At 45.9% G+C, this 19,843-nt stretch carries 16 protein-coding genes, 1 tRNA gene and 3 pseudogenes; 2 read left to right on the top strand and 18 right to left on the bottom strand.

Translation table 11 applies throughout. The annotated features are described in order from the left end of the window. Positions 1–28 precede the first annotated feature (28 nt). The 6 genes from RE628_RS00675 to RE628_RS00650 all read right to left on the bottom strand — a co-directional run bounded on the left by RE628_RS00675 (position 29) and on the right by RE628_RS00650 (position 6,215). Complete coding sequence (locus tag RE628_RS00675) at positions 29–1,372, bottom strand: glycoside hydrolase family 30 protein (RefSeq protein WP_309156941.1); 1,344 nt, start codon at positions 1,370–1,372, stop codon at positions 29–31. A gap of 126 nt (positions 1,373–1,498) precedes the next feature. Then, entirely contained in the window at positions 1,499–3,145 is a 1,647-nt protein-coding gene (locus RE628_RS00670; protein ID WP_309156940.1) for a type 2 periplasmic-binding domain-containing protein, read from the bottom strand. Positions 3,146–3,228: 83 nt separating this feature from the next. Beyond that, on the bottom strand, positions 3,229–4,116 hold the full coding sequence (locus RE628_RS00665) for a carbohydrate ABC transporter permease (protein ID WP_309156939.1): 888 nt from the start codon (positions 4,114–4,116) through the stop codon (positions 3,229–3,231). A 13-nt stretch (positions 4,117–4,129) separates the two neighbouring features. Continuing rightward, positions 4,130–5,089: an ABC transporter permease gene (locus tag RE628_RS00660; protein WP_309156938.1), complete on the bottom strand. Its 960-nt coding sequence runs from the start codon at positions 5,087–5,089 to the stop codon at positions 4,130–4,132. A 105-nt stretch (positions 5,090–5,194) separates the two neighbouring features. Further along, on the bottom strand, positions 5,195–5,707 hold the full coding sequence (locus RE628_RS00655) for a LacI family DNA-binding transcriptional regulator (protein ID WP_309156937.1): 513 nt from the start codon (positions 5,705–5,707) through the stop codon (positions 5,195–5,197). Positions 5,708–5,720: 13 nt separating this feature from the next. Next, on the bottom strand, positions 5,721–6,215 hold the full coding sequence (locus RE628_RS00650; protein WP_309156936.1) for a LacI family DNA-binding transcriptional regulator: 495 nt from the start codon (positions 6,213–6,215) through the stop codon (positions 5,721–5,723). A gap of 147 nt (positions 6,216–6,362) precedes the next feature. Here RE628_RS00650 and RE628_RS00645 point away from each other — a divergent pair. Both RE628_RS00645 and clpP read left to right on the top strand, forming a co-directional pair. Further along, positions 6,363–6,437 (top strand) — tRNA-Arg (locus RE628_RS00645). 200 nt (positions 6,438–6,637) lie between these two features. Beyond that, positions 6,638–7,225: an ATP-dependent Clp endopeptidase proteolytic subunit ClpP gene (gene clpP, locus RE628_RS00640; protein ID WP_309156935.1), complete on the top strand. Its 588-nt coding sequence runs from the start codon at positions 6,638–6,640 to the stop codon at positions 7,223–7,225. Between the two features lie 71 nt (positions 7,226–7,296). Here the strand turns inward: clpP and RE628_RS00635 are convergent, their stop codons facing one another. From RE628_RS00635 to RE628_RS00580, 12 genes and pseudogenes are all read right to left on the bottom strand, one after another. Continuing rightward, a complete protein-coding gene (locus tag RE628_RS00635; RefSeq protein WP_309156934.1) occupies positions 7,297–8,433 on the bottom strand; it encodes a PdaC/SigV domain-containing protein in 1,137 nt (378 codons plus the stop codon). 129 nt (positions 8,434–8,562) lie between these two features. Continuing rightward, complete coding sequence (locus RE628_RS00630) at positions 8,563–9,600, bottom strand: polyamine ABC transporter substrate-binding protein (protein WP_375143086.1); 1,038 nt, start codon at positions 9,598–9,600, stop codon at positions 8,563–8,565. Between the two features lie 324 nt (positions 9,601–9,924). Further along, the gene (locus RE628_RS00625; protein WP_309156932.1) at positions 9,925–10,731 is read right to left on the bottom strand and encodes an ABC transporter permease; all 807 of its coding nucleotides are present in this window, start codon (positions 10,729–10,731) and stop codon (positions 9,925–9,927) included. Next, positions 10,731–11,579: an ABC transporter permease gene (locus RE628_RS00620; protein WP_309156931.1), complete on the bottom strand. Its 849-nt coding sequence runs from the start codon at positions 11,577–11,579 to the stop codon at positions 10,731–10,733. Before RE628_RS00620 ends, RE628_RS00625 begins: the two co-directional genes overlap by 1 nt. Next, on the bottom strand, positions 11,576–12,544 hold the full coding sequence (locus RE628_RS00615; RefSeq protein WP_309156930.1) for an ABC transporter ATP-binding protein: 969 nt from the start codon (positions 12,542–12,544) through the stop codon (positions 11,576–11,578). Before RE628_RS00615 ends, RE628_RS00620 begins: the two co-directional genes overlap by 4 nt. 617 nt (positions 12,545–13,161) lie before the next feature. Next, complete coding sequence (locus RE628_RS00610; RefSeq protein ID WP_309156929.1) at positions 13,162–13,914, bottom strand: SIMPL domain-containing protein; 753 nt, start codon at positions 13,912–13,914, stop codon at positions 13,162–13,164. Positions 13,915–14,050: 136 nt separating this feature from the next. Then, positions 14,051–14,320 (bottom strand): HPr family phosphocarrier protein, encoded by a 270-nt coding sequence (locus RE628_RS00605; protein ID WP_068779183.1) that lies wholly within the window; start codon positions 14,318–14,320, stop codon positions 14,051–14,053. An 89-nt stretch (positions 14,321–14,409) separates the two neighbouring features. Continuing rightward, a complete protein-coding gene (gene whiA, locus RE628_RS00600) occupies positions 14,410–15,339 on the bottom strand; it encodes a DNA-binding protein WhiA (RefSeq protein WP_309156928.1) in 930 nt (309 codons plus the stop codon). A 5-nt stretch (positions 15,340–15,344) separates the two neighbouring features. After that, positions 15,345–16,283: pseudogene (yvcK, locus tag RE628_RS00595) on the bottom strand (uridine diphosphate-N-acetylglucosamine-binding protein YvcK). Positions 16,284–16,345: 62 nt separating this feature from the next. Then, positions 16,346–17,234: pseudogene (gene rapZ, locus RE628_RS00590) on the bottom strand (RNase adapter RapZ). A 126-nt stretch (positions 17,235–17,360) separates the two neighbouring features. Continuing rightward, on the bottom strand, positions 17,361–18,311 hold the full coding sequence (locus tag RE628_RS00585; RefSeq protein WP_309156927.1) for an ROK family glucokinase: 951 nt from the start codon (positions 18,309–18,311) through the stop codon (positions 17,361–17,363). 259 nt (positions 18,312–18,570) lie between these two features. After that, positions 18,571–19,829 (bottom strand): annotated as a pseudogene (locus tag RE628_RS00580) (DUF438 domain-containing protein). Positions 19,830–19,843: the final 14 nt, after the last annotated feature.

The raw sequence follows: 19,843 nt of genomic DNA, 5'->3' as shown, positions 1-19,843 counted from the left end.
GAGACTCCCGTTATGACACTTCATATTATTATCTACGAATGAACACCGTCATCGCACTCTTCGGCTCCAGTTGGAAGCTTAATACAGATTCTTCCTGTAACTTCAGATCTACATTACCTGCTTGCTCACTATCATTGAATAAAATAATTGCAATTGTGCCATCGGTATTTTTGAATGCAACCGAACGGATATTGTCATAGCTGCTAGAAGCGATACGAACTGCCTTAGGGCGTACGAATTTGCTGAAATGAGCTAGAGCGTAATAATCCAGAGTATAAGTCAGTTCACGAGTCTGCTGATTTACTAGCACAATCCCGCGGCAAGTACTCTCTCCAAAGCCAGGAACCGTAGGACCGTTGTGCTCGTCCAGAGCCATATTCCATAACACGAATGATTTACTATGATTCCTCAGAATCTCGATCCCTGTTCTCATCACATTGGAGAAAGCCGGTTCGAAGGCCGGAATCCACTCGCCACCGGACCCTTCAGTGAAATGAACCTCTTTCGTTGGAAATGCGTTCAGGACGTCACTCTGTGCAGATGGGACTCCACCATACCAATGCCATGCTACTCCATCCACTTCATCATGTGCTTGTTCGAACACGGTCAGTGGATAATCAGGCCGATCCCAGTTATGGTCATAACACAATATTTTCGTATCGATCTGATTACTGATGAACCCAGGCTTCAGATAGTTCTTAATGAAATCACTCTGCGCCTCTGGCAGCATCAGCATACCAGGATAATGCCCCGGCACGAATAGAGCTTCATTCTGTGGCGTTACTGCGTATATCGGCAGGTCGTGAGATGCATAGGCTTTAATATAACGCACGAAATATTCCGCGTAAACTTGATAGTACTCCTTCTTAAGCTCCCCACCGATCATATGCCCGCTCGTCTTCATCCATCCTGGAGGACTCCATGGCGAAGCCATCAGCTTAACCTCGGGATTCAGCTTCACGGCTTCCTGCAACAGAGGAATAATGTCCTCTTCGTCGTGAGCTATCGAGAACTGCTCTAGTTCAAGATCCGTCTCATTTTCCGGCATATCGTTATAACTGTATATTTTGCGGGCATAGTCGGATGCGCCCATCGGGTTGCGCAGAACCGATAACCCAATGCCCTTATTGGAGTCGAACAACCGGATCATCAATTCCCGCCTTTGTTCCTCGTCCAATACTTGATGAATCAAATAAGCCGCCGAATCGGTAAAAGAGGCGCCAAATCCGTCCATCACCTGATAGGCCTCCTGCTCATCAATCGTCACCGTATTCACCGGCAACTCCGCCGAAATAGGTGTTAGCTGCTCTGGAGCTCTGTTCACGAACAATTCGTTCTCACCATTCGACTGATAGATGCTTAGCTTCAGCATGTCTGTTTCCTCCGTTTCTGTTGTGATCTGGTCTGTCTATCCATATCACGCTCACTAGGGTGCAATATCTTGCGATTTGAAGAAGAAGGCCCCTGTTTAAGGGGCCCGCTCAGAAACTATAAGCTACTATTTAATACCCAATTTTTCTTTATTAATTTTCATTTTTTCACTGCGAGCCTTCACGATCTTATCCCAGTTATTCTCATCCAGGAAGGATTTGTAGGACGCTAGGTTATTATTGAATTCATTATCATCCTTCGAACGGATCATGCTTACCATCGTTGTATTCCACTTCGTATTGATAGCGCTCAGTGAACGTGCTTCCTGAGTACCTTGATCCGGATTGATATTTTCCAGAATGAAGTGCGGTACCAGTTTGCCTTTGCCCCATTCTTGCATTTGCTTGATTGATTCTGGGAAGGAGTCTGTGCTCAGCGCTTTGTAGCGGTCATGGCCGAAGAAAATGAATTCACCCATCCGATATTCCTTCTTGAATTTATCAGAGTTGTTCAATTGCAAATCCTTCACTTCAGGTAACAACTCATATTTGCCGTCGCCCACCGATTTATAGGTCTGACCCTCGATCCCGTAGTTCACTAGCATTTGACCTTCGTCACTAAGTAGGTAAGTGAAGATTTGGATCGCTTTGGCAGGATCTTTACAATTCTTCGTAATGAAGTTAATCATCCAGCCTGTAATACCGGATTGGTTCAGCTTTGGCTTGTTGCCATCTGTGCTCTGTGGTCCATCAATCGCGATATATTCTTTGCCTGGATTAGCACTCATGAAGATTTGCAAGTGACCGCCTTGTTGCGGTGTCCCGTCGAGAAGCATCGTTGCATACTTACCGGACTTGACCTTCTCTTCAAAAGCTGGACCGTCATCAGCGAAGCTATCATCGCTAATGCTTCCGTCCCTGTAAGCCGTATTCAAAGTCTTCAACCAGGATAAATAGCCTTCGTCCAGGTTACGGTTGTAGAAGTCGCCATTGTTATCTTCAAGTGGTACGCCAAGGAAGTCCTGGAATACGTCGCCCAAGGAGCCAGCGCCCTCGCCGATCGAGTTGAAGCCGAGAGGAATCAGACTAGGGAATTTTGCCTTGATATCCTTCAATACCTTCAGGAATTCCTCTTGCGTCCCCATGCTTGGCTGACCTAGTGCATCGTATACATCCTTACGGATCACGAACGCCGTCTTAGCTGGGATTTCCCCACTGTCATAGTCGGCTTGCGTGTTGGAGTAGTCAGGATATCCATAGGTCTTGCCATCCTTCAACTTGAACCAGTTCAACGTATCCTGTGCCGCTACTTTATAGAAATATGGATCATACTTATCAGCCAGATCATTTAAGGAATATGCCCATGTATTAGCCTTTTGTACTACAGCGGAGTCAGCACCAAAAGTAGTGATCATATCCGGCATTTCACCACCGGCAAAAAATGTATTCAATTTGGTATCATCACCAGTGATGAACTTGATATTAATGTTCAGATCTTCCTTGATCTTCTTCGTTACCACGTCATTACCAAAGTCCGTGTTCCACCAGTCTGCGTTCACATACCAGGTCAGATCGGTTGCTTCTTCCTTCTTATCTAGCTTCCATGCTGGTGTATCTGCGCTCGGTGTATAACGGTCTTCAATCGAGACCAATTCGCCCTTCTTACCGCTGTCGCCCTTGGAACCCCCGCAACCGCTAATCATTAATGCCACAGCCATCAAGGCAAGACTAAGCTTGATTCCTGTCTTTCTAATACTCTTCTTGCTCTCTTTCATTTTGTTACCTCCCTTTGATTTAAATAGAGTATTAATTTTGAGCTGCACCTTACGTTCTTACATGTAACTATTCAGAAGTATTTTTACTCTTTGACCGCCCCCAGCATCATCCCTGAAATAAAGTACTTCTGTAATATTGGATACATCACAACAATCGGCAATGTCGTAATCACGATCGTTGCTAGTTGGACCCCTTTCGTCGTCGTCTCAATTACCGCTGACCCCCCGATATTTTGCATCGATTGGACTTGCGACTGAACGATAATTTCATAGAGCTTCATTTGCAACGGGTAGAGAGTCTTGTCGGTGATATACAATTTCGTCGTCATGAAGTCATTCCATTGGCCTACCCCGTTGAACAGGGCAATCGTCGCAATCGCTGGCATGGACAGAGGGATGAATATTTTCAGGAACACACGCCAGTCCCCTGCACCGTCGATTTTCGCCGATTCTTCTAATGAATCAGGTACATTGCGGAAGAAGTTCATCAGAATGATTACGTCGTAATAGCTGAATAATGCCGGTATGATATAGACCCAGAAGCTATTCAGTAACCCTAGCGATTTGATCAGCAAGTATGTAGGAATCATTCCGCCGGAGAAGAACATGGTGATCACGCCCATCGTGACATACAGCTTGCGGCCGCGAACCTTCTTCTTGCTAAGCCCGTATCCGACCATCGCACAGAAGAACACGTGAGTAACAACCCCGACAACCGTCTTAGCAACAGATATGAAGAAGGATTGCCAGATGGTTGAATCTCTGAATACGGCTTCATAGTTCTCCATTGAGAATTCCTTCGGCCAGAAAATGAAGCCACCCTCGGAGATCGACTTACCTGAGCTGAAGGACGATACAATAACATTCCATAACGGAACGATGATAATGATGGTAAAGATAAGGAGCAGCGTCGCATTCACGGTGTCAAATATTCGACTGTCAATGTCTTTTTTAAGCGTATTTCGATTCACAAGAATGCCCCCTCTATAAAACCGATTGGTTATCGTTTAATTTACTCGTCACCTTGTTTGCAGCAACAAGCAGAATAACAGAGACGATGGAGATGCCTAAACCAACCGCAGTTGCATATGAGAAGTCGCCTTGCGTCATCCCCATACGATACACATAGGAATTGATGACTTCCGCTCTGGCACGGTTCTGCGAGTTCATCAGAACGAGAGTCTGATCGAGGTTAGACCCCAATAAACCGCTTACAGTCAAGATCAAGTTCAAGCTGATAATCATCTTCATGTTCGGCAACGTGATGTTCCAAATCTGTCTCATCCGGCTCGCGCCATCAATTTTGGCCGCTTCATAATAAGTCGGATCAATCTTGGACATGATCGCCAAATAAAGAATCGTGCCCCAGCCTGCTTCCTTCCAGATATCAGACAACGTAGCAATCCACCAGTACTTACCTGGATCGAGCAAAATATTTTGCGGATTAGAAATAATTCCGAGATCAAGAAGAATCTGATTGAACAAGCCCGACGTTGCGAGCCAGGTGATCAGCATACCGCCCAGTACGATCCAGGACAGGAAGTGCGGAAGGTACGAGATCGTCTGTACCATCTTCTTGAACCGCCCCATGCCCAGCTCATGAATCATGATCGCCAATATGATTGGGATAACGAAGCCGATCAATAGCTTCAAGAAGCTGATGCCCAGTGTATTGACAACAGAATCCCAGAAAAATTTATCCGACAGGATAATTTTGAAATTCTCAAAACCTACCCATGGAGCAGAATCCAGCGTATCGATGACCGTATAACTCTTAAAAGCGATCGTCAATCCGTAAATAGGTATGTAACAAAAAATAATCATAAAAATAATGCCTGGGATAATCATCGACTGAATTTCCCACTGATTCTTAAAATCTACACAAAACTCCTTAATCCTTTGCCCTACAGGCTTCTTGGCGGGTGCACTGCCTAATTTCTCCATTTACGACTCCCCCTTCTAGATAGCAGACCCATAAAAACGTTTTTATTTTTACAATAAATTTACCTATCCGATTGAAAAAATAGGAATGACCCTATATCTTTCTATCTATATAAGATCATCCCGCTTTATTCTAACCTGACATGAACCACGCACTACAATTTCGCCGGATAGCTTCTGTGGCTTGCCTTGTTCCTTCTTCTGAATCAGGCGTACTAGGTGATCGATGACGAGCATCCCCTGTCTAGCAATTTGGTTCCTAACCGTCGTCAGCGGAGGCGAGAAATATTGAGCAATTTCAATATCGTCAAAGCCCATGACACTAACATCCTCCGGAACCCGGTAACCTTCTGACTTCAAAGCGCGAATACATCCGATTGCACTAAGGTCGTTCCCGGCCAGAAAAGCTTCCGGTACTTTATCATGATGCGAACGGAGGAATGATTTCACGACATTATAAGAGCCTTCCTCCTCAAAATAACCTTGCAGAATGTAATCTTCATCTATCTCCAGCTGGTGCTCCCGTAGGGCAGCCAGATAGCCCTCTTGCCGCTGAACGCTATCATACATCGTGTCAACACCTGATATATAAGCGATTCTCTTATGTCCCAGACTGATCAAATATTTGGTAGCTTCATAACCGGCTGACGTAGGAATCGAATATCACGCTTCCCATCGTCTCGTTCTCAATAACCCGGTCCAGAAAGACCGCCTTAATCTTGTCTTTCTCCATAGAGACGATGTCATTCTCATCAATTTTGAGCTCTTCGTAAATCACTACTCCATCGACACGCCGACCTAGAATATTGCTCATGATGACCTGCTTATCCTTGGTCACGAATACGTTCAAGCCGTAACCGAGACGCTCACATTCACGAGCCATTGATTCGACCAGTATGTAGAAATAGGGTCCCGTCACACTGGTCGTAAAGAAGCCGAGCATCTTCGTCTTGCCTGTCTTCAGCAGCTTCCCGTTCAAGTTCGGTACATAATTCATGCGCTTTGCTACCTTAAGCACATGCGACTTCGTCTCCGGAGTGAGCACATCCACGTCATTCAATGCGTTGGAAACAGTGGAAATAGATACTCCTGCTTCTCTAGCCACATCTTTAATTGTAACTTTAGTCATCGGTGATCGTCCTTTTTTAACAAAAACGTTTTTATGAATTTAAATTATCATAAAACGCTTTCAAAGACAATAGATTTATTTGTCGTATTAACTGCTTGCAATCTATAAAGAGATACCGTATAATCATCTTTGTTGCACAAAATTCATGCGCCCGTGGTCCAATGGATATGACGTAGGCCTCCGGAGCCTGAGATCGAGGTTCGATTCCTCGCGGGCGCGCCATATTTTATCATACAAAACCCTTCGTGGGCTTTTTTATTACCTTGAGTTTGACTATCTTTGACTTTTGACAAAAAATTAGTTATTATGGGATTACAAATCATCAATTCCGTCAATTCTGGAATTGATCGAAGTATATATGAACACAGCTTGATGCTAGGGAATGAGTTCCCTATGGGGCTAATAATAAGGAGGGTTTATCGGTGAGTTATATTCCAATGGTTGTTGAACAGAGTAACCGTGGTGAACGAGCTTACGACATTTATTCCAGATTGCTGAAGGACCGGATCATTTTCCTTGGTTCACAGGTCAATGACGTCGTAGCCAATTCTATTATTGCGCAGATGCTATTCCTGGATGCCGAAGATCCCGGCAAAGACATTCATTTGTACATCAACAGCCCTGGCGGTTCGATTACAGCTGGCATGGCCATTTATGATACGATGCAATTCATCAAATCCGATGTATCCACGATCTGTGTCGGATTAGCTGCTTCCATGGGCGCTTTCCTGCTAAATGCAGGCGCACCAGGCAAGCGCTTCGCTCTACCAAACAGTGAGATTATGATCCATCAACCACTCGGCGGTGCAGAAGGCCAAGCGACGGATATCGAGATCCGTGCTCGCCGCATTCTCAAAATGCGCGACAATTTGAACAAGATCCTTGCTGAACGTACAGGCAAGCCACTAGAGCAAATTGAGCGTGATACGGACCGCGACAATTTCATGAGTGCTATAGAAGCCATGGAATACGGACTAGTCGACAAAGTTATCGATAAAGCTAACGCATAATAAGAACAACAAAAACAGCAGGTCTGGACTTCCAGACCTGCTGTTTTGCTTCTTTATGACTTTAATGGCTTCTACTTGCCGATCTTCCCCATTTTCACCCCAAGCTCAGAGAATGGGAAATAAAACTCAGGGAAGCCGTTCACATACGGCAAATATTCGTACAGTGGCAGGAAGATCACAACGCCGTCGTTCTTCAGATAATAGCTCGGATTGCTACCGATCGTCTTGAAGCCGCCAAAATACCCCTCAGTCGCTTCCAATTGCTTGGCAATCGCTGGATCGACAATTTTACGGTAATCTGGATTATCCTTTAATAACTCATCAAGCGTCAGCAGCTTCCCATCGCTGAGACGGAAGGTTAGACCTTCACGAACAGGGTTGCCATGAGCGCCTCCTGTATATGAATAATACTGCAGCAAGATGCTTAACAGCCCATCACGATTGAAGGTTACCGTATAGTTGCCCAGGAATTGATAAGTGTGTCCGCTTACTGGAGGACCTTCCTTCGTCTCTTTTAGTGACTGTTTAACAAAGTCATCCGTTCTGCTCTGCAGAAGATCGTTAATTTTCCGCTCTGCACTCTTATTCTTCAATCCACCAACCTGAGGGTACTCCACCTTAATCGAGGCTTCTGGGATCGACTTATCAACTACACGGGTAGTTATTCTGATCTTGTTCAGCTTATGCGGAACGAGGTCTAATGTCTTCTTTGACGCATCATAAGTCGAAGTAAATCCTAAGTGGTCTGTCAACACCTTGGACGACACATAAGGCAGACCATTCAGCTCTTTCCACTCATACGGAAGCACTTGTGTGCTACCGTTCACGACCGCCCAGGCTCCATCCTCTTTCGGTGTTAGTTGAACTACAACATGATCCCGTCTCAAGAAATAGCGATTGCTGCCTTTATCATATTTAACCTTTACTTTTAATCCATTCTCGATAAGCTCCAGTGGAACCAGAACGTCCTGCTCTCCCTGTATTCCTTGTAGCTTTAGTGGTTTTCCCTTTAAAGTAATCTGCACCAAAGCAGGCCCCTGCTCAGAGACTCCCTCAGCCCTCTGAAGCTCGATGGTTGCTTCTCCTGTCTCCTGCTCGGCTTCAGCCGCCGATGCGGGTACAGAGTCCTCCAAGCCGCTGATAGCTAGTGCAGCTAGTAATACAACCGTCAGGGCAACAGCCATTATCTTTGAGATCTTTGTTGTCATTGGACTTCTCATCCTCCTTTTCATGGATATCCCAATTTTTCCCCTGACAACATAAATTAATGCAAAAAAAGGCCTTCCCTTAGTAGTCAAAGCTACTAGGGAAGGCCCCGCTTATATTTACCTGATTATTTAGTCCCGACCGCTCTTCAATTCAGTCCAGAAACGGTCGTACAAGCTCAATTTATCGCCTACATCGCTAAGCCATTCTGTACGCGACAATTCGTCCTCGGACAGGTTAATCATCTTATCTGCATTGTATTCCGCACTATGGAACGGTGTAGCCTTCGTATTCGGATCGCTGTATCCGATCGATTCATAGTTCTTTGCACTTACCTCAGGCTCAAGCATATAGTTAATGAACTTCTCAGCCAGTTCCTTATGCTTCGCATCCTTCGGAATTGCATAGTTATCGGCGAAGATCGTACTGCCTTCCTTTGGAACAACAAAAGCGATATCCGGATTATCCTTAACAATATAGGAAGCGTCACCGGACCATACAGTGCCGATCCAGCCCTCTTCTTGAATCATTTTTTGCTTAATATTATCAGTATCAAAAGCGAGCACGCTTGGTAGCAGTGTCTTCAGATCGTTGACAGCAGCGGTAATCTCACCCTCGTCCTTCGAGCTATTGGAAAGTCCAGCTTTCTTCAGCGCCATTCCAATAATCTCACGGTTGTCATCAAGCAGGATGACTTTACCCTTATACTTAGGATCCCAGAGATCTTCCCAGCTATCAATTTTGTCCTTGATGTACTTTGTATTGTAAGCAATACCAGTAACGCCGGACATATAGACGATGGAATATTTATTTCCTGGATCAAATGTAGGATTCTTATAGACATTAGCAATATTCGCAAAGTTCGGAATGTTGTTCATATCGAGTGGAGCAAGCAGGTTCTGCTTGATCATCGTCTCAACCATGTAATCGGAAGGCTGAATCAGGTCATAGCCAGTGCCCCCTGCCTTAATCTTAGCCAGAAGGTCCTCATTGTTGGCGAACACATCATACTTCACCTTGACATTGTATTGCTTCTCGAAATCCTTAATAACGTCCATATCGAAATTGTCAGCCCAACTGTAGATGTTCAGTGTCTCCTTAGACGATCCGCAACCGGACAACAAACCAACTACCATCATTACTGCCAGCAACAAGCCAGCCCACTTCATTCTTTTCAATTCCTTTATCTCCTCTCTTTCATGAAACATTATTGTATTTATATAGTTTTCTTACGTTGTAATCAAAAGCGATCTTTTTGAACTTCCTCTTCTAATAAAAGTTCAAAAAGTCGGTTTTCAGCACCGAGAAGGTTGGATGAAGCCTAGGGCGTGAGGAGCGCAGCGTACGTAGATTGTACGTGAGCACCTGAGATGTTTCCATAGGAAACATGACTTCGTAAGCATCTGCTTAGGCCCGGCTGAATTCAAGATTCGATGTCGAATAAGCTCTCAGTGTTACCTCGTGATCAAAGCGACCTTTTTGAACTACCTCTTCTAGAAAGGAAGTACGGATTGCTTCTTCTGCCCCTTACCCTTGTTCAGGATAAATTGGGCCAGGAAGATCAATGTCACACTGACGATAATCAAAATCGTACATAATGCGTTAATTTCCGGGGAAATACCACGTTTCACCTGTCCATAGATATAAATCGGCAAAGTTGTCGAATTTGGACCGCTGACGAAGAAGCTAACCATGAAGTCATCAAGTGACATTGTAAATGCGATGATCGCCCCAGAAATGATACCCGGTAGAATCTGCGGCATCGTCACCAAGCGGAACGTCTGCCACGCCCCAGCGCCCAGATCCTGCGCCGCTTCCTCCAGACCATCCTTCATCCCGGTCAGACGTGTGGAGACAACGACATGCACATAAGAAATACTAAAGGTAATATGCGCAATAATGATCGTCAATCTTCCGAGCGGAATATGAAACTGGGTGAACAGCATTAACAGCGACAAACCCATAATAATATCAGGGATAATGATTGGCAAGTATATTAAACCGCCCATCCCTGCCTTTATTTTCTTCCTTGCCTTGCGAATCGATAAGGCCGACAGCGTACCTAGCAGCGTAGATACCAACGTGGATACCACTGCAACAATTAGCGTATTCGTCAAAGCTTCCATAACGTAGCTGTTTTCGAACAAAGAGATATACCAATCGAACGTAAAACCGCTCCAGCTTGAAGCCAGACGAGAGCTGTTGAATGAATATACGATAATGATAATGATCGGGATATAAATAAAGATCATCATCAGTAAGGAGTGGATGCCGAGAAGCGGATGATTCTTGCTCTTCATTAGCTCTCCTCCTTCACTTTCAAATGTCTAGATGTCATTGCCCGGTTAAAGAGAGCAATCATAATTAGCGAAGTAATAACGAATATGACGGACAAGGCCGACCCAAATGGCCAGTTCCGCGCCCCTAAGAATTGACTCTGAATAATGTTACTAATCATCGCCGATTTGGCCCCACCGAGAATATCCGTAACGACGAACATTCCCGTTGTCGAGACATACACGAGTACCGCACCAGTCATAATTCCCGATTTGGTCTGCGGTAGAGTAATATGCCAGAACGATCTCCACGGGGTAGCCCCTAGATCGCTGGCCGCCTCCAGCAACTTCTTATCCATTTGCTCCAGAGCCACATAAATTGGCAGCACCATGAAAGGGATAAAAGTATATACCATCCCAAGGTATACGGCCCCTTTTGTATATAGCATTTGCAGCGGCTCCTGAATGAAGCCTAGATCGAGCAACAATGAATTCACGACGCCCTGGGTTCGGAGTAACAGCACCCAAGCATACGTGCGGATCAAGAAGTTGATCCAGAACGGGATCGTAATCATCACGAGTCCCCAGGTCTGCATCCTCGGGCCTGCATTGGCGATATAATAGGCGAGCGGATAGCTCAGCAGAAGACATATCACCGTAGTCACGACTGACAATACGATCGTATCCCAATAGATGCCCAGATATAATGGATCGAAGAACGTCGCATAAGAGCTCAGATTGAAATGATAGATCACATTCCCGAGCTCATCGCGGTCCATAAAGGAAATGCCCACCACCATCAGCATCGGTAAGATCAGGAACAGTAACAACCATAAAAATACCGGCAGGAGGCTTAGGTTCGACTTCCTCATGACCCGATATTCACCTCATCCCGGGTGTCCCATAGTACTCCGATTCTCCCTCCGACTACCCATTCTTGGGTGTCTTCTGAATCGAGTACAATTGACACAGTCATCGGTTCCTCATCTAGCTGAACGATGACTTTGTGGATGCTTCCCAGATATTGTACGTCGACGATCTCTCCCGTACGCTTCGCACTACTTAGATCACGAGTGGCGTGAAGCTTCTCCGGCCGTACTGCGAACAATCGTCCATCTTCAGATAAGATATTGTTCTCACCGATGAATGTAGCCGAGAAGAGCGTCGTTGGCTTAGCGTAGACCTCGCGAGGCGTGCCAATTTGCTCGACTTGCCCGTTATTCATAATAACAATCCGGTCAGACATCATCATCGCTTCATCCTGATCATGCGTTACATATACAAACGTAATCCCAAGGCTGCGTTGCAGATGCTTCAATTCAGACTGGAGATTCTTACGCAGTTGCAGATCAAGTGCACCAAGCGGTTCGTCCAGAAGCAGTACCTTGGGTTTGTTAGCAATCGCGCGGGCAATTGCGACACGCTGCTGTTGTCCGCCCGACAGTTGATGCGGATAACGCTTCGTAAGCGGGCCCAATTGTGTCATGGTCACCGCTTCTTCTATTCGTTCACGCCGCTCTTTAGCAGGCAGCTTTTTCATTTTAAGTCCAAAATCAATATTATCTTCTACCGTCATATGCGGAAATAAAGCATAATGTTGAAAGACGAGGTTTAAATCCCGGTGGTTAGGAGGCAGTTTTGTTAGATCTGCACCATCGAGTAATATTCTGCCTTTCGAAGGTTGCTCAAATCCCGCGATCATGCGAAGAATCGTCGTCTTGCCACAGCCGCTCGGACCCAACAAGGTCAGGAATTCCCCTTCCTTAATCGTAAGCGATAGCGGATGCACTACAACTTGTCCTGCAAAGTGCTTTTCGACCCCGACCAGTTCAATCATGTATGCATCAACTCCTTTAGAAGTAATGGAATGTCTCAAAGTCCTCTTTAAATGAAAGTTCAGAAAGTCAAATTTCCGGCACCCGAAGCTTATGCTTCCGATGTGCGTTTTTTCAAAACGCTTCAGTTGGATGAAGCTAGGGTCTAAGGAGCGGAACGAACGTAGTTGGTACGTGAGCACCTGAAATGTTTCCGTAAGAAACATGGCTTCGTAAGCATCTGCTTAGGGTCCGGCTGAATTCAAGATTCGATGCCGATTAAGCTCCCTGAATAGCTTCGTGAATAAAAGAGGACTCTCTGAACTACCTCTTTAAGAAAAAAAGCCATATCCATTGGTATGGCTTTCACAGGTCTATTGATTCATTTTTGCAATATACACTATACCTTTTTTTAGCCTCAGTTACAACACTTTTCTAAGCCTCCGGACAGGATTTGCCCGAATAATTGACTGAATCGACAAATAATTTGTCCACTTTATGTGCAAATTGGATACGCCCAGCTCGTTTGTTAATAATATCCCCTGTCCGTACGAAAAATAAGCGGCCAAAATTGCAAAAATATAAAAAGGGTATACCGCGTTATACGCCGCATACCCTGTTTTCATTTCGCGACAGCTTCCTATTTCATTTCATACGAAATACTTAAAGAAGTAGAAACCGTAATCTCACCTGGCTCAACAGATGTTCCTGCGTCAGCAGTTGGCATAGCCATATCCTTCATTACATAATTCTGTGCGTACATCGATACGTTGCCACCCGACTGGGTAATATTCAACGCCGCACCCAGCTGACGATTTGCTGCCTTAGCAATGGCGTTAGCCTTCACATTGGCATTGTTCATCGCTTTCTGAATCACCTCGGCCAAATACTGGTCTGAATTCTCTACACTGAAGTGAATATTGTCAATACGGTTAGCTCCAGCTTCTGTAGCTGCGTCGAGCAATGCTCCAACCTTCTCCAGATCACGATAAGTCACACTCAATGTATGCGTCGCCGTATAACCCGTCAATTTCTGACCGTCTTTCTCGTTATACGTATAATTCGGCTGTACATAGAACTGCCCTGTTTTCAGATCCTTGCTATCGATCTTCCAAGTCTCTTTGAGCAGCTTATTCACTTGAGCAACCTTGGCAGCATTTGCACTCTGCGCTTCCTTCGCCGTCTTGGCCTGTGTCTCAACACCGATTGAGAGATAAGCGACATCCGGCTTCACCGTGATTTCTCCATTGCCGACTACATTAATCACGTTCTTCTGCACCTCATCCGCATAGGCTGGTGTTGCCTGAAATACTCCGCCGAATACCTGTCCTCCTAGCAGCAACGTTCCTGTAATCATAACTACTCCTACGGGCTTCAACCATTTTCTCATCATTGTCCCCTCCATTATTTGGCTAATTCTAACTACTAAACGAAGTTTTATGAGAAATGTTGCAGAGTTATAAATATAATTAAAAGACCCCTATTCAATTTGAATAGAGGTCCTTAGGTTCTGCTTAGAAAAAAGGCGATTATTGGTTCTCCAATTCTTCTTTGCTGACCAGATTGATTAAAGCGTTTGCAGCCTGTTCGGCATCCGCACCTTCAGCACTGATGTAGATTTCCGTACCGGTACTGATCGCGAGACTCATAATGCCCATGATACTTTTCGCATTCACTTTTTTATCGTCTTTTTCAACGAAAATTTCTGAAGAATATTTATTCGCTTCCTGAACGAACAACGCCGCTGGACGGGCGTGCAGACCAGTCTTCAATTTTACAACAACTGGGTTCTTGATCATTAACCTATACCCCCCTATTACATTATCAATCAACAGTTTTTATTATATTATTATAGCATACACACCAGTAGCACACTAGCAGAACAAATTCAGGCGTTGCGAATTTTTTCCGCCATCTCATCAATTTTGCGCAGACGGTGATTTACGCCCGATTTACTAACTGTACCTTTAAGGAGTTCTCCGACTTCCTTCAGATTGATATCCGGATGAGCCAGTCTTACCTCGGCTACCTCGCGCAGCTTGTCCGGCAGGCTCTCCAGACCGACTTCCCGCTGCAACAGCTTGATATTATCGATCTGTCTTACCGCCGCCCCAATCGTCTTGTTCAAATTCGCAGTCTCGCAGTTGACGATCCGGTTCACTGAATTGCGCATATCGCGCATGATCCGTACATCCTCGAATTTGAACAGCGCCTGATGCGCGCCGATAATGTTCAGCAGCTCGATAATTTTCTCGCCTTCCTTGATGTAGAAGATGAAGCCCTTCTTACGCTCAATGCAGCGTGCATTCAGATGGAATTCGTTGGCCAAGTCGACTAACGCCCTACAATGCTCCTCATACATAGAGGAGATCTCCAGATGATACGAAGAGCCTTCTGGATTGTTCACCGACCCACCGGCCATAAATGCACCGCGCAGATAAGCTCTCTTACAACAGTTTTTCCGGGTAAGCTCCGGATTAATCCCATCCGTGAAAATAAAACCTTCAGAGACAATATACAGCTCCTTCAGAATCTCCTCAACACGACCCGGGATACGTACAATATATACATTGTTCTTCTTCAAACGCATCTTCTTGCGGACAAGCAATTCCGTATGAATCTGAAAATGCTTCTTCAGCAAGGAGTATATTCGCCTGGCAATCGCGGCGTTTTCCGTAGAGATATCCAAAATAACCTTCTTATTCGAGACTTGAACCGAACCGCTCATGCGAATCAAGGCGGATAACTCAGCCTTCTCGCAGCAGGGTTCCGCCTCAACCAAGGTTAACTCTTTTTTGGTTTGCGCCGCGAACGACAAGGAACTCACCTCTTTCGTATAATCCAGTCCTCTACTAGCTGATAGATATGATGGCTTAGTTTATCCGCATCATGCCTTAAATATCTGCGGAACATAACCAAAGTATCAGCAATTACCTTATAGCCGCGGCCCGTCACGACATCCCAATCGATCTAACCGGCTTGGCGCCCTTCTCGGCGTAATAGTCCTGCACCTGTGTAGGAATTTCGCCGTCGTTGACGATCACATAATCGAACAGATGATGTCCGACATGCTCGTATACGGCCTTCAAATGATCGCTAACCGTATAGTCATCCGTCTCACCCGGCTGGGTCATCACGTTGCAGACAAAGATCTTGATCGCGTTCTTGTTCTCCAGAACCGCCTCTGCCAGCTTGGGTACGAGCAGATTCGGAATGATGCTCGTATATAAGCTACCCGGGCCGATCAATATCGCATCCGCGTCCCGAATCGCCTCAACCGCTTCCGGTAGAGGCTCAACGATCTCCGGCTCCAAGAAGATCCGCTTAATCCTGCCCCCGCTTCTGGAATCTTCGATTCCCCGGTGACGATAGTACCGTCCTCCATCTCCGCATGCAGGACCACCGCCTGGTCCGCGGCCGGAAGCACTCGTCCACGGACAGCAAATACGCGGCTGAGCTCACGCACTGCCGTTACGAAGTCACCTGAAATGTCCGTGATGGCAGCAAGAATAAGGTTCCCCAAGCTGTGTCCTGCAAGTCCAGAACCTGATGAGAAGCGATAATTCAGCATATCAGACAGCAGCGGCTCTACATCCGCAAGCGCAGTTAATACGTTACGAATATCCCCTGGTGGAGGCATATGCAGCTCGTTCCGCAGAATCCCGGAGCTGCCCCGTCGTCGGCAACAGTAACTATCGCCGTAATATCTATAGGTTTATGCTTCAATCCACGGAGCATAACAGATAGGCCAGTTCCGCCCATCACAACAATTCGTGGAATTCTTTCTTCTTCGTCCGATTGGCCACTAATTAACTCACCTCTTACTATCGATCCCTACCTGCATCACGATGGCTGACTCGAACCGCCTCTGTCTCACTCGCCCCAAGCATACGACCTAAATACTCGGCTATCGCTACGGAGCGATGCTTGCCCCGGTACAACCAATCCCGATAATTACCTGACTCTTTCCCTCTTTACGATACTGAGGCAACAAGAAGTGCAGCATGTCTAGCAGTTTCGTTAAGAAAGCTTGCGTCTCCGGCCACTTCATAACATATTCATATACATCATCATCTTGTCCCGTGTGTGGACGAAGTTGCTCAATGTAATGAGGGTTAGGTAAGAAGCGTACATCAAACACAAGATCGGCATCGATCGGTATCCCGTATTTAAACCCGAAGGAAGTCACGTTCACCGATAAGCTGCCATCCTCCGAATGTGAGAACCTGGAGATAATCTTCTCCTTCAATTGCGAAGGCTTCATATTGCTAGTATCGATGACCTGGGTCGCCGATACTCTCAGTTCATCGAGCATCTTGCGCTCAAGCCGGATGCCATCCAGCGGCATCCCTTCTGGAGCAAGCGGGTGACGTCGCCGACTCTCCTTGTACCTCTGTACAAGCACTGAATCCGTTGCATCCAGGAACAGAATCTCACTGTTCATCGTGAAATGCTCCTTGATATAGGCGAGCGACTCCGATAATGCTGTGAAAAATTCACGGCCGCGCAAATCGATGACAAGTGCGACCTTAGCGATCTTACCTTTAGATTGTTCAATTAATTCAGCAAATTTGGGAATCAATACTGGAGGTAAATTGTCTACACAGAAGAAACCTAAATCCTCCAGACTACGGACAGCAAGTGACTTTCCTGCCCCGACATACCAGTTATGATTACAAGATTGGCAACGGAAGCTCCTTCATTATCCGACATGACATTCCCTCCTCGCAATTCTCCATTCCTTCTATCTATACGATGATCGTACCGAGCAACCTCTATATGAAACTCAGCTACTTATGATATTTTATGCAACTGATAGATATATGTTTCCCCTATTTCTTATGAGCGAAGAAATAGACCAGCTGCGCCGACCATACCTGCATCATTACCAAGTGTGGCAGGTTCAATTCTCAGACCAGTCTGCACCGGCTCCGGCGTAAGTTTTGCAAAGACGCTACGAATCTCATTAAATAGAATATCTCCAGCTTTGGATACCCCACCGCCGATAATGAATACTTCCGGATTAAGCACAACAGCCACCGCTGCAAGGGATTTACCAAGATAGAAAGCTGCACGGTTGACAATACGCAAGGCAACCTCATCTCCAACCTTGGCTGCATCAAATACGTCCTTCGCTGTAATGCTTTCGACTAATGCCAGTTCTGTACGATCTCCGCGAGCTACCGCATCATTGGCCATACGGATAATACCGGTCGCCGAAGAGACCGTCTCCAGACAGCCCATCTTGCCACAGCCACACTGAATCGCTTCAAGATCTGGAACTACGGACATATGTCCAAGCTCCCCTGCCAAGCCGGAGAAGCCTTGATAGATTTTACCATCAATAATTATGCCACCACCAACGCCTGTACCAAGCGTATAGCATACACAGTTATCAATCCCTTTACCTGCACCGCCCCATGCTTCGCCGAGAGCCGCTACGTTAGCATCATTGTCTATTTTAACAGGCTTGCCCAGACGCTCCTCTAAAATTTCGCGAATATGGAAGTCTTTCAAACCTACATTCGGCGCAAAAATAATGATCCCTTCGCGTACATTGGTAAAGCCGGCAACACCCGCACCAACACCAGCCACCTGATCCCAATTGAATGGAGATTGCTCTACAACGAGACGCACATAACGTTCGATATTATCTACAATCGTCTCCGGACCCTTATCCACTTCAGTCGGTCCCTCATACGTATGTAGAAGCTGTCCTTCTTCATTGCAAATCCCGACCTTAATCGCCGTTCCGCCCAGGTCTACGCCAATGTAGATTTTTTCAGACATGATACAAGCCACCTTTTCCTCTATAATGTTCCTCAAGAATAAATTAAATTATGACTTTTGTGAAGACATACCTACGTACCAACTATAAGCGAACCCTCCTTTTCGGTCAAGAGAAGGCAACCTCGTAAGAGCCCAATAGATACAAGGCTTTTTACGGACGTGATCAGATTCACATATAGTGGAAAAATAAAAAGCCGTCCAAGGATTCACACTTGTGAACCCTATAAAACGACTTTTATTATCGTCAGACATAACAAACTCAGGACATGATTCGTTTTTGTCCGGTGATAGCCTGAATCGGTGCGATATTCTGGGTGAATTCCAAGGTTCCCATGTACTCTCCAGCCTCGCTACGTACGGCAAAGTAACGGATCAATACGAATTTATCCTTGAACGGAATCCAGAAATCCTCAGCATCCTTCTTCCCTGATTTGAAATCCTTCAATAATTGATCTACCACATGTACACTTTGCGGCGGATGGCAATTCTGAACAGTACGACCAATCACCGCCTTCGTACGGGCAAAAATTCGCTCCTTCCCGTGAGAGAAATAACGTACTACATCATTCTCATCAATGAAGGTAAGATCCACTGGCAGATGGTTCAACACCGCTTCGAGCTGCTGTACAGAGAGGATCCCGGTCTGGAATCTACGTACCCCTGGGGAATTTCGTTGTCTTGCTCTGACTCTACAGCTGTATCCTGCATTTCCAAAGGAATCCGCTGCGGAATCCACTCCTGCTCTGGCGCAGTCAGGCAGAAGCCAACCTGATCGCTCTCCCGGGCGATCTTCAACCACTCATCCTCGGTAAGCTTCTCCAGAGCCATAGGAAGCAATATATTCTCTTCTTTAAAGACCATTTCATTGACTTCTCTAATAATCAGTTCCAAATCGGTAATCAATTCCTGCTGATTTCCTTTATAATCGCTTAGCTTACCTTTTACTTCCTTAATCATAGCGCGAATGACATCGTCGACCCCCCACATCACCTTTGTCGGGCCGAATATCCCGTACTTCTCTAGATAAGGAAAGAGCAAATTCTCCTTGCGGCTGTAATGCTTGTCGAGATCAAGCAGCAGACCCAAGTCCTCGAGCAGCTTGATGATCGTCCCAGAAGCATCCTGCTTGCGGAACTGATCCAAATGTAGCTCCAACTTAAAGTTAACGAGCCGTTCAATCTCTCGGTTCTCCAATTTGAAGGTATGCACAGGATGTCCAGGCTGGTCCTCGGGCTTGCTGGAGCGGTGAATTTCCTCAATCGATCCTTTGAATATTGCCGTATGAACTGAGCATAATCGCTGAACTTCTGATACCGGAATGCCTTCTTCCTCCATAAGTGCATGCTCCATAGCTGAGATCTCCGCGACCGTTACGTCGCCTACCGCCTCTTCGAAGCGGGCCTTCACTTCATCCACACTCTTCCCCTGATGCAACTCCTTGATGATCCCTTTAAGCATCTCCTGACGTTCCGTCCATACCGACATCCCCTGCTCGCGATTATTGATTAATTCGCTCACTATTCTTCCCCTCC

Source organism: Paenibacillus sp. D2_2 (genome assembly GCF_031199965.1).
Taxonomy (GTDB): domain Bacteria; phylum Bacillota; class Bacilli; order Paenibacillales; family Paenibacillaceae; genus Fontibacillus.
The sequence above is the reverse complement of the archived record's forward strand: the minus strand, read 5'-3'. Positions and strand labels throughout refer to the sequence as shown.